This is a genomic window from Pseudoalteromonas sp. PS1M3, assembly GCF_016865405.1.
In the GTDB taxonomy this organism is placed as follows: domain Bacteria; phylum Pseudomonadota; class Gammaproteobacteria; order Enterobacterales; family Alteromonadaceae; genus Pseudoalteromonas; species Pseudoalteromonas marina.
The window spans coordinates 2,117,897-2,129,103 of the sequence record NZ_AP022624.1; the positions used below are offsets into that span (position 1 = coordinate 2,117,897).

11 protein-coding genes are annotated in these 11,207 nt (G+C 43.6%); all 11 read right to left on the bottom strand.

Features of this window, described 5'->3' with window-relative positions:
- Positions 1–44 precede the first annotated feature (44 nt).
- Positions 45–374 (bottom strand): hypothetical protein, encoded by a 330-nt coding sequence (locus tag PS1M3_RS09605; protein WP_203983851.1) that lies wholly within the window; start codon positions 372–374, stop codon positions 45–47.
- A complete protein-coding gene (locus tag PS1M3_RS09610; RefSeq protein ID WP_203983853.1) occupies positions 371–1,024 on the bottom strand; it encodes a hypothetical protein in 654 nt (217 codons plus the stop codon). The genes PS1M3_RS09605 and PS1M3_RS09610 overlap by 4 nt, the downstream gene beginning before the upstream one ends.
- Entirely contained in the window at positions 1,014–3,980 is a 2,967-nt protein-coding gene (locus PS1M3_RS09615; protein ID WP_203983855.1) for a hypothetical protein, read from the bottom strand. Before PS1M3_RS09615 ends, PS1M3_RS09610 begins: the two co-directional genes overlap by 11 nt.
- A gap of 1 nt (position 3,981) precedes the next feature.
- Positions 3,982–4,635: a DUF6682 family protein gene (locus PS1M3_RS09620; RefSeq protein ID WP_203983857.1), complete on the bottom strand. Its 654-nt coding sequence runs from the start codon at positions 4,633–4,635 to the stop codon at positions 3,982–3,984.
- Entirely contained in the window at positions 4,635–5,195 is a 561-nt protein-coding gene (locus PS1M3_RS09625; RefSeq protein WP_203983859.1) for a hypothetical protein, read from the bottom strand. Before PS1M3_RS09625 ends, PS1M3_RS09620 begins: the two co-directional genes overlap by 1 nt.
- A 2-nt stretch (positions 5,196–5,197) precedes the next feature.
- Positions 5,198–5,653 (bottom strand): hypothetical protein, encoded by a 456-nt coding sequence (locus tag PS1M3_RS09630; protein WP_203983860.1) that lies wholly within the window; start codon positions 5,651–5,653, stop codon positions 5,198–5,200.
- 64 nt (positions 5,654–5,717) lie between these two features.
- On the bottom strand, positions 5,718–6,098 hold the full coding sequence (locus tag PS1M3_RS09635) for a hypothetical protein (protein WP_203983862.1): 381 nt from the start codon (positions 6,096–6,098) through the stop codon (positions 5,718–5,720).
- A 63-nt stretch (positions 6,099–6,161) separates the two neighbouring features.
- Positions 6,162–7,376 (bottom strand): N4-gp56 family major capsid protein, encoded by a 1,215-nt coding sequence (locus tag PS1M3_RS09640; RefSeq protein ID WP_203983869.1) that lies wholly within the window; start codon positions 7,374–7,376, stop codon positions 6,162–6,164.
- 9 nt (positions 7,377–7,385) lie between these two features.
- Positions 7,386–8,480, bottom strand: a complete 1,095-nt coding sequence (locus tag PS1M3_RS09645) for a hypothetical protein (RefSeq protein WP_203983870.1) — start codon at positions 8,478–8,480, stop codon at positions 7,386–7,388.
- Positions 8,481–8,717: 237 nt separating this feature from the next.
- On the bottom strand, positions 8,718–9,107 hold the full coding sequence (locus tag PS1M3_RS09650) for a RyR domain-containing protein (protein WP_138740481.1): 390 nt from the start codon (positions 9,105–9,107) through the stop codon (positions 8,718–8,720).
- A gap of 2 nt (positions 9,108–9,109) precedes the next feature.
- Positions 9,110–11,206 carry a hypothetical protein gene (locus PS1M3_RS09655; RefSeq protein WP_203983874.1) on the bottom strand — a complete coding sequence of 699 codons (2,097 nt, stop codon included), beginning with the start codon at positions 11,204–11,206 and terminating at the stop codon, positions 9,110–9,112.
- Between the last annotated feature and the right edge of the window lies 1 nt (position 11,207).

The following is an 11,207-nucleotide window of genomic DNA, read 5'->3' on the forward strand; positions in this document are numbered from 1 at the left end:
ATTCGCTTATTGTTAATTAGAATTAAGGCGTGTTGCTAAGAAGGCTAGAAGTTTGAAATAACTTTATTTTCCCATTTGTAAGCACGCCGGCAGTGTTCGTGACCATCGAAAGGTCTAGCGAGCAAGTCAATTATAGTCATCTGGTAATAATACCTTTTGTCATTTCTTAGCCTGTAGCTGCGCGCCGAAATAGACTCAAGCTTGGTGCCATGGCAAATACTGCAAATAGCAATGTCTATACTGTATAGGCTATTGAAAGCCCATCGACTACCAAACAGCGCGAACGCCGATAAAATAACGAAAGGCCCAACAAACAAAAGGCCACATAAAATGTAGCCCGTTAACGTTCTTAGTGTTTTCAATATTGTGATCATGACTCCGCCTTACTTTCAAATAAAGACTTGCGAGCAAGAATGAAGTTAAAGCCAAATTGTTTAAATTCATCTTCATCTAGCAGCTTAACTATTTGCGTGCCTTTGGGGGTGTCTGCGTTAAAGTTAATAGGGAAGAACTGATCTTTAACACCAAACTCAATAGCCAGATCAAGCGCCGACTTTAAAGCAGACAAACCATTTTGATTAGCTTCTGTTAACGATACGTTTATACCCTTAAATCCAATGCCAATCGCTTTGTTTATCTTGCTTTGGTATGGCGCTAAAACATCATTTACGCTCACCTCTTGCAAGTCGCCTGGCTCTGCAGGCATTTCCATTTTAGTCGGCTCTACGAGCTCGCCTTCATCATTTTCTATGGGCTCGGGAAGGTTAGCGTTGTATTGCTCTACTTCGTATTTTTCAACTAGGTAGTTTTGGTAGCTCTGCGCCCAATCCCACTGCTCACCCAAGCAAACTAACTCAGCAAACTTATTGATCACCTCTACCGGCTTATTGAGCGCAATTAAGCGCTCAATATCTTTTGTGGTTTTCGTTGCGGGCCGTGGCAATAGTTGTGGCAAACCTTGCTCATTTAAAACCGGGGCGTTGTTTTCGTCCAGGACGATAAAGTTTAAAAAATTACTTGTCATTTTTAATCCATCCTAAAGGCTCAACAATACGGGCGGTGCCATACAAAACAGTATTGCCGTTGTCATCTAATCGTGTTGTTTGGTTGTCTGCAATATGAATTTTGCCATCATCACCCCAATCAGTATCATACTTAAGCTCTGTGTAGGCGTAGTTAATAAAGCCTTGTTGGTTTTCTTCTACGTTGTAGTTAAGGGCTTTAAATGCAGGGCTATTGTTAGAGGGAGCAGACATAATTATACTATTATGTGTTATGCTAGAACCTACCACAGGGAGTTTACCTACGTTAACTGAAGTCACAGAAGGAGTGCTAAGGGGTGAAGATAACAAATTAAGTGTTTGCATTGTTTCTCCGCTGTATCCTTCTGATACCAAAATCTTCCCTAGTAAAGAGTACCCTAGATCAGCTAAATTATGCTGTTTTTCCACAGAAACATTCCCAATACCCTTCTCTCCACCGTAAACCTTACTGTTGTCACTGTCTTTAGTAAGTTTGGCTCTGGATCTAAACTGGTAAACAACAATGTTTCCAGTGTTAAAGATAGTAGAGTGAGCAACTGAATTGCTAGACTCTATCAAGTTAAATGATGACACTGTTGAAAGCCAACTATCTCCAAGATCATCACTGTAAAGACAAATATCATCCGATGTATTTGTTACTTTTCTAGTGAGTGGAAATCTATCCCCTGTACCATCTGGTATTTTTGGGTTCCAACTTCCTACCCATCCATCTTTTAAATCATCACACTGTAGGATGTTTGCGGGATCACCAATGACTTCAGTGTGAGTGTATTCACCAGATACTGATACAGATATTTTTTTCTTCTTTACAAGAACCAATTGATTGCCTGATGCGCTTAACAATTCTGTAGGTAGTGGGGTTTGGGTATCTTTTCCTGTCAGACTTATACCTATGTTAAATGTCCCTTGAGTCTGCGACCAGTAGTGAGAAGCATAGAAACTAGCACCTGTTGTTACATCATGGATTTCAACACTCTCTGTATCCTTGTCTGACCATAAACCCCTACCTCCTGCTGCTCCATCAGCTGAACTTCCTAAGAATACCTCTAATTCGGGGGTGGCTGTTAAACGAATGTAACCAACAACACCATCTGAACCAGCTTGAATTTTTACAAGATCCTCTACTTTTTCAAGAGTCTCACGCCCCCTAAAGCCGCCACTCTTAACCCTTAAATCCGCTTCTGCAAAATCATTTGGAGTTAGACCCCAAGCTGAATAACGCATATCACGACATACACCACCTTGACCACTGGCGTAGATGGCATTGTAGAAACGTCCATCTGGTCGCCTAGCTAAGTCGGGCCTAGATAAAGCACCAGAGGGAACATAGGTAGTTGCCTTTTTATCGAAGCAATCAAAAGTATTTGTGATTGAAGGTGTGTTTATCGAATACCAGTAGTCACAAGCTGACGTTGCACCTTCAAAGCCTGCCGTACCTTGTGGGTTATGGCTAGGATGATAAGCACCCTTGTTAAGCCTATTAACTGTGCCGCATACTAGGAAGTAGCACTGACCATCAACACTTAAATCTAAATTACTGTTGGAGACAGTGCCATTGTCTGAGAGATTAGCCTTTGCACTAGATGTAGTGTCATTACCAACAAACGCTCTATTGGCTCTTGGCTGATTAACATGACCTTGACACTCTACGTATTTGGCATCATCAAAGCTTAAAAACCTAGTTCCCAAAGGCCTTAAACTTTCCCAATCACCATTACCCGCACCAGCAAAGCTACGGCCACGAATACACCATTGGTAAAACTTGCCTGTTTCGTCATCAAAGTAAATGTTGTTTTCAGGATTGCTTGCTATTGCCATGCGTTGTGCTTCAGTAGCAGTTTGCCAGTTAACACCTTTACCTGTACTTGTGGTATCGCCTTCATACCATGCAAAGTATGTATCAGGGCGAACATTGTCTGTAACTGTTGTTACACCATCAATATTCGCTGATAGGTTTTGAATTAATCCGTTTTTATAGACAAATGGATCACCATCATGTATTTCACGTAAGAACGCCTCAAAGCCCCACATATCAACACGATCAGTTACTACCTTATTTGTGTCGGTTTCACTAGCAAACGCAATAGCTGGTGTTGAGTGTGTTACGCTAATTCCTGTTTCGCTATCGTAAGTGCGCGTGCCATCTTCTGCGGGTGGTAGTTTTATTACGCTAGTATCTCCATTAAGGATATTATTACTAATCTTTAGGAGTTTAAATTTAACACCTGCTATATTTATCTCAGGAAAATTTGTTTTTGAATCACCTTTCAACTGGCCTTCAACACCCCACCCCATCATCATTTTATCTGTATAGGCAGTGTTATCCGCTTTACACCAAAGACCTTCATTTACATAATATGTTGTCTGGGGTGAAAATGATTTACCAAAGTGCACAAACCCACTGGCCGCAAACTTTTCATTGTTAGCCGCTCTGCGTGCTTCAAACTCAACTTTACGCATTGCGTATGGATATGGATGTATAGCGTCAAGTTCAGCAAGCTTATTATCATGATCACGCACCATCTGAGAAGGTGTTTTAAGTGATTGTTTCAATCCATGGCTGTCGGTTAATTCTTCGCTTGCGTTATCCGAATTAAGCCAGGTTCGTAATTCATCTAAGAACAATTGCTTTTGGTTAAACTGAACAGATACTTGGCCTGCAATGCGCGTAAGTATCGTGCCGGAAGTGTTGCGCAAAATTGCGTATGACTTATTTGTGCCTGTGCTGCCCTCAAAGCCACGATCAAGGGTAATGCTTGCATCGCTATTAACTGCAGTGACTTCGTACCAGGTCTTTGCATCTAGCGTGAAAATATCACCAATAGCGATAGCAATTACATCGCTTTGCCAATTTGTATCAACGCCAACGACTGATTGGTTATCATTAGTGACGTTTACTTTACCTACGCGATACCACGCGCCTGCGCTAGCCGCCATATTACTGCCCCTTCTCTTGACCCATCATTGCAACGTCTGCTTGGCTTTTTTCGCCTAACTGACTTCTAAATGCGTTCATGTGCATTTGGCTCTTATTTGGGTTTGCCGCATATTCAGCATCTTTCATGTATGAGCGGTATAAAATCCATTCAATGATCGCGTTTACGTATACATCATCAAGCGCAATAACTTCGCCTGAATCGTTAGAAGCAACATCAATAGCCGGCGGCGCTTTTGAATAAACAAGTGTTAACTCGACACCAGAAACAACACCAGGGTAAACGTAGAACGTTTTAGGGTTACGCTCGTCATAGATATAAAGCTCTACTTTTTGAGCCGTGTTGCCTGCGTACCATTCATCGTAATTATCATCTAACACTTGGCGGTTGTATGGTCCACGAATGGCTTTACCCATTGCGTTACGCGGTATATCAATAAGCTTTAACGCATCGGCTGGCAATGCTTGCTTAACGCCTTTAACACACGCAAAGTCGTCAATGTCAACGGTGTAAGAATCCGGGCGGCGCAATACAATGGCGCGTTGCGCATCGTTTAAATAGTTTAATAGCTCGTCTTTAGGCCAGCGCGTAAAGCCCGGATCGTTTAAGAGCTTATTTACTCGCAGTAAAATTTCATTCGATGTGATAATAGCCATTAGATAAATACTCTTGGTTGTGTTGGTCTTTGCTCGTCTAGGGCTTCAATTGCCACTCTAAAAGCGTCGCGATAGCCGTCAGTAAAGAGGCGTTTGTAATAACTAGACATAGATAAGTCAGTCCATTGCGTGTTAGGCATCTTTAATAACGTAGATGCGGCGCCATCTGCCAGCGCATCAGCCCAACGGTTAATAATGGTATTGTCTGCTTCTGGGTCATTAGGGATTATTACTTGCGGGGCGATATGGTAGAAAACTCGGACCTTTGGCGTTGTGCTTAATACGGTAACGTTGCCAGTAGACGATACAACATAATCAGTTGTACTCTTTAACTCTTGGCCGTTCGCATCAAGAACAAAATCAACATCAACAAAAATATGTTGCGCGTCGATAGTGAGCTCGCCGCTTTGTCCTTTTTCAATTTCTTGTGTTCGTGCTAAGAATCGAGACTCATAGCAAAACTTTTGATAGGCGCGACCTAGCTGGTCTTTCGCCATTTGATCAAGAACGCCCCCGCAGCGCTCACGAACTAACGGGATCAGGCTAGATAATTGCGCCATAATTATTCGCCCTGGCCTGTATCTTCGTCAGAAACAGAAGCGCGGAACGCATCACGTACTTTTTTGCAGTATGCTGGCACTGGCTTTTTAGCACCTTCAATAGTTAAGTCGTGCGCTTCAACGAATGTACTAAGTTGATTTGAGCTGTACTTGCCTAAGTCGATTTCTTCGCCATCAACGATGATTAACATGCTTGCATCAAGCGCTTCTTGCTTTTCAGCTTCTTCGCGTGCAATGCGTTCTTTTTCGGCCTGTTCTTCTAAGAACTTTTGACGCTCGACAAAAGCTTTAGCATCTTTTTCAGCAACCCAAACTTGGTTAAAGTCTAAGAATCGTTGAGCAAGCTCAGACGGTACAGCCGTTGGCTCGCCTTGCTTGAAAATAGTACGGGTATTACATACGGTGTCTTTTTTAAAAGGCTTCTTACCGATATAAACGATATTCGTTGTATTGCTCATGGATATTCCCCAATAAAAAAGCCCCGCAATAGCAGGGCTTGATTTAAACGTGTATCGAAAAGGCTTAGTAACCTTTGTATCGGTACTCTAATTGAAGTACGACTTCACCAGAGGCACTAGCAGTACCCGTATTTTTAACAACTAAATCGCTTGGGCCTTCATCACCAATGTAAACCGGCTTAATAAATACGCCGCTATTACCCGCCGATGCAGTGTCAAACTCAACTAAGTCGGCAGAGTCGCCGCTATGGGTTACAACCTGTGCTGTTAGCTTGGTATCAGCGCCTAGCGCTTCATTCACAATGCGAACGCCTGTGATTTGCGTACCAATAGGTAAAGACTCAGTGACAACCTTTGTCGCCTCAGTAGCTAAAGCAGCAAGTGAAATGGTTACCAGGTGTAGCGATAGATTACCGGCAGCACCTTTATAAAATGTTTCTTTCATAATTTTATCCAATTACTAAAAGTTAAAATAAAAAAAAGCCGGATTGCTCCGGCTAAAAGGGGCTTACTGTAGCGATACCGCAGTATCAAGGGCCATTGTGCCGTAATCGTTTACGCGGCCTGTCTTATCAGAGAAGCGTACTTTCTTACAGCCATTCATCCATACGATAGCGGTTTCATTTGCGTTGCCGTGGTCGGTTTTCTCTGTAGTCATAGAGAAGTGCGAGCCTGAATCAGACTTACCGTAAGCATTCGCAAGCGCTTGACCACCAAGTAAGATAGCGCGGTCAATGGTTGTACCGGCTGTTACTTGCTTGGTTGTTGCTAACTTGTCGTTGTTAGATACTGTTACCGTATCGCCCGCGAAGAAGCGCACTGGCTTGCGATATTGACGCACAAGAATGTTGCGCCACATGATCACATCACCTTTGAATACAGGGTGATTGAAACCTTGTCCGCGTTTAATTGCGCGAGATTGAAGCTCTTGTAACTTTTTATCAGTCGCAGAGGCCCAAAGGTCACGCCATTGGCGCGGGGTCACGAATAATAAGAAGAAAGGCGACTCATTCGCCATTTGGTCAGCTTCAAAGCTAATGTGCTTCATTGGATTGGCTTGTTCTTCCAAAATAAGCGCTAAGTCGTCCAGCTTTTCAAGCGTCATAATATCCGCAGCATCAATTGCTTCAAAGCTTGTCGCATCACCACCAAACTGGTGACGGTCATACGTTGGTGCCATCACATCGTTAACCATGATTTCTTTAAATTCTTCATGATCTTCAAGTGGGATAATAATATCGCTTGGCGCAAAAGAGCCACGCGCACCGGCTAAGTGGTACATAGCAACTTCATCTTTAAGATCGTTGTAGTAGTTACCTAATAGCGTTTTAGCAGTGCTAAGCAAGTTGTGCTTAGTACGCTTTTGCGACATTTTACCGCCGCTATCAACCATCTTACGGCCTTGGTCAATGCGCAATTCAAATACTGTCTTGCTTAAGCTCTCGCCTCGGCCTTCCAGTTTTTTATCGCCCATTGTTGGTAAACCGCTTAGGTTGTGGAATAAATCCATTTCAACCGAATCACCGGCCTGGCTTTGTAAGTCGTTGATCATAACCACCGGCGCGCCCTTTTCAGTTTGCTTTTTGCCGTGTGCCATATCAGCTTTAGCCGCTTTTGGTGCTGCGCCGGTTAACATGTTCACGAACGTATTTTGACGGCGTGTATGTGTAAACAGGGCAGCGCCAAACGCTTTGGCCGCTTGTGCTTTTGTAATTGTGCTCATTTTAATTTCCTAGAGAAAATCTGACGCACTTTCAAGCATTGCTTCTATTTGCGCTTCGCTCATACCTTCCATTTCAGCGGCGATTGTGGCCGCGTCTTTTTCAAGTAATCCTGCGCTTGCGCTTAAGTCGCTTGCTTGAGTGCCTATATCAGAGGGTGTATTGGGTATGGGTGCTGAGTCGGTATTTGTTGGTTTAGGCTTATGTTGCTCGCCAAACGCGCTTTGTACGCGCTTTTCAACTTCTTTAAACCGCTCGGCTACAGGTTTGTTTGCAAACGATGGGTCGTTTCTAAGCTTGTCGTCTATGACTTTTGCCATATCCCACTTGTCCGCATCATTTTCCATCCAGTTTTTTAGATGTGTAGAAGAAGAAAAAGCAGTTTGTACTTCATCTTGTTCTGGTGCGGGTTGCTTTGCGGGCTGGTCACTTTTCCCGTACTTTTGAATTTGATTGGCAAGTTCACCAACTAATTCGCCTAGTTCCGGGTATTCATCCTTAATACGTTCCATTAGCTCAGGATCTTTAAGCATTTCACCTGGTAGTTTGCGCGGATCTATTCCAGCCTCTTTTAACTGGCTGCTATGTAGCTCGGCTACACGTTTAGATTCTTCAAACTGACTTTCAAGCTCTGCCTTTTCGGTGGCTAGTCTTTCGCGTTCGGCTTCGGCTGCTGCTGCGCGCTCTCGCGTTTGCACAAGTACGTCATACGGTAAACTGTGCTGACCGTTCTTGCTGCTTATATCCGTTGCTTCTACGTAAAATTTACCATCAATTTCGACATAGCCCTCTGGTGTTTCACCTTCTTTGGTTGACGACTCCCCGTTTACGTCTGCTTTAGCTGGTGTTTCGCTTACTTCCGCTGCTGGCTCTACCGCTGGTGTTTCTTGCTTGGTTTCTACTACAGGCTCTTTTTCGCCATCTTCGCCACCAAACAACGTGTCACCATCAATATCAAGACCGGCTAGTGCTGCCTCGATTTCTTCGTCAGTGCCATTTGCTAATATCTCGTCTAGTTCGTCCACTTTATTACCCCATCGACCATTTAACGTATGGTTACGAAAATTAAAATTTAGGCTTATCGCTGCCCCTGCGAGTTTGTGCATCGCACAAAAAAGCCGCCTTGAGTTAACAAAGCGGCTTTATTTCTGCGTAGTACGTGTTTCTTTATCTGTATGGTTTGCGGAGTGTTACATTGAAACCTCCCCAGTTAATTGCTGTTACTCGCCGGCCATTTTTTAAATAAGGCGCAGGCCGTACCGCGTCATTTGATTTTTCTATCTTAGCCGGCTCAAACGCTGGCATTATGTATTTTAAAAACCAGTGCTTGAGTACGTTCATGCTTACCCCGCGTGAATGGCTTGCTTAACTACACTATGAAATAGCGCATCTTTGACTTGTTGTTTTTCTGGCAAGTGGTGGAACGGCTTTAGGAACTCATGCGTTTTGTTTTTGATTGAGCGCTTAGGGCCATACTTCCAGCCGGCAACAATCATTTTTGCAACCCAAGCGTCATGCCATGCTTTAGCGTCAGCATCAATGTTGATAATTAAAAACGCTACATGCTCAATAACACCGTCTTTTTCTGGCTGCTCTAGCTCATGCCAATGTTTTAATGGCTCTCGAATTACCGCAGTGTAAGCTTGGTTAACTTCGTGACACATTTTAGCAATGGCTTTAACTTGCTCCATGTGTTCGTCTGGTATGTGATCTATGCTCTCTATCTGCTTCATTGCTACACCTGTATTGCGTCTAGTTGTTGTTGAATGTTGGCTTGTACGTTTGACTTCATTGCGACTATTTCAGCATTGCTTTTGCGCACTTCACTTAAAATCTTTTCAGTTTCAGCTATCAACTTGTCGTCTTTCACTTCTTCTGTTTCAGTTTTCTTTTGTAGCTCGATGATTTTGGCTTTTAGCTGTTCGCGCTCAAGTGTTAGCCTTTCAAGATTGCCTTGTATCTCTTGCATTTGCATTTGCTCCATTGCCTGTGCCTTTTCAGCCTGGGCTTGTGCTTGTGCAAGTTCTTCTTCGCTCATATCTTCTTTAGACTTAGGAATGTTTAACGCCTGGCGTAGAGTAGCTAAAAATTCCTCTTTGTTCGGTAGGTCCATTAGCTCAACAAACATAGGCATTGTTGCTGCTTGTGCTTCAGGTGGTATTTGCGACATTACGTTGCTTAATAGCGTTGCCTGTTGCTGGCGATACGTTGGTGTTGCTTTAACCGGCGCTAATGCTAGATGGCCTTTCCAGCGGGCCACATCGTTATTGCGTTTACCATCTTCGTTAGGCTCATTAAGTACAATTTGCTTGCGCTTAGCCTTGTCATTACGGTTAACAGTTACCGGTATGTTGTTTTGAGGCTTTAACGATTCGATAATGTAAGCAAGTAGCAAGTCGCCAACTCTGTTGCGTGAAAAGTGAAAGTTATCGTTTAATTCAGCAAGTGTTGTTGTGCCTTGCTCAACCAAGTTAGAAATAGCAACACCACTTGTCGCGTTACTGTCTTGCCCTAACATTGAATTATAAACGCCGGCCGTGTCCTGGATTAACTTCATATCGTTTTGCATGAGGTTAAATTGTTGCGCTGCTATGCCAACATCGTTTTGAATACTTAGCGCATCGGACGCTTTAAGCTTGTTCTTGCGCTCCGGGTTTAACGGTATGTAACCATCCGGCTTTTCAACTTCTTCTTTTAATCTGTCGTCACTTAGCTGTGTAGCATCATTGTCAGCAACAATTCTACGTGCTTGCAGTAAGTAGTTAAGGCGTATAACACGCGCATTAATACCATCTTGCGCAGGCACCATGCGGCTAATAAGGCCGTAAGGTTCGCCGCTTGCATCTTTTTGATAGCCAATAAAAGGCACTAAGTTATACATACCGCCAGGCGCTTCGCTAGGTCTGTCGATAATACGGTGAGGACCAACAAACCACGCTTCACGAACGTTAGGAAAAGAGGCGTATTCTAGCTGTACTCTACCGCTTTGCACTGCCGCTTGGTGTATCTGATTTGTTTTATCGTATTCAATGACGCTACCATCACTCATTTTAATAACGTGAGCGCGTTTCCATACTTTGTAGTAGATAACTTGGAGCAATACGCGGTTACGAGTTTGGTCTAGCCACTCGCTTTGCCCGCGTGTCCAACTTTGACTGTCGTGCCATGCTGAATGTAATGCGTGTTCTTCTACATGCTCTTTTTCAACTGTGTTGTAAAAATCTTCCCACAAATTAACTGAGTTTTTTAAAATCTCTTTGTGATCAGGGAAAGTTGCAAGCGCTTCGTCAAGGTCCATCCATTTTTTGCGTAGCATCCAACGTGCATCGCTCTTGTCTGCCTCTTGTGCGTTCCAATCCCACCACACTTCGCGGCGGTGAATAAACTTAACACGATAAGGCGCAGCAAAAGGAATAGGGTTTTTCGTAACTTCTACCCATCCAATGCCAGCCTTTAACTGGCTTGCGTAAGCATCTGAACAAGCACGATCAGCATGAGATAAGCGCCATGCGTCCTTAAACTTCTCGTTTAAGCCTTTTGCCAGTTCTTCGCCGTTTTCATCATCGGCCACAATCATTAAGTCAGAGCGTGAGCGCGCTTCTAAACCAAGTACGCCATCAATAGTAGGCCCAATCATGTTGTGCACTATTTCTGGTTGCCCGCGATCGCTCAATACTTTTCTTACTGCCTCACTCAACTGGTCGCCATCATAATAAGCGCACGCTTTAGCCGCTGGCGTTCGCCAATCTGGTTGGCTGTCTATGTCGCCCAATAGCGTTAACAGCTTATCGAGCGTAAAGCCGTCTTTATTTGATTTTACGTGATCAGCCATT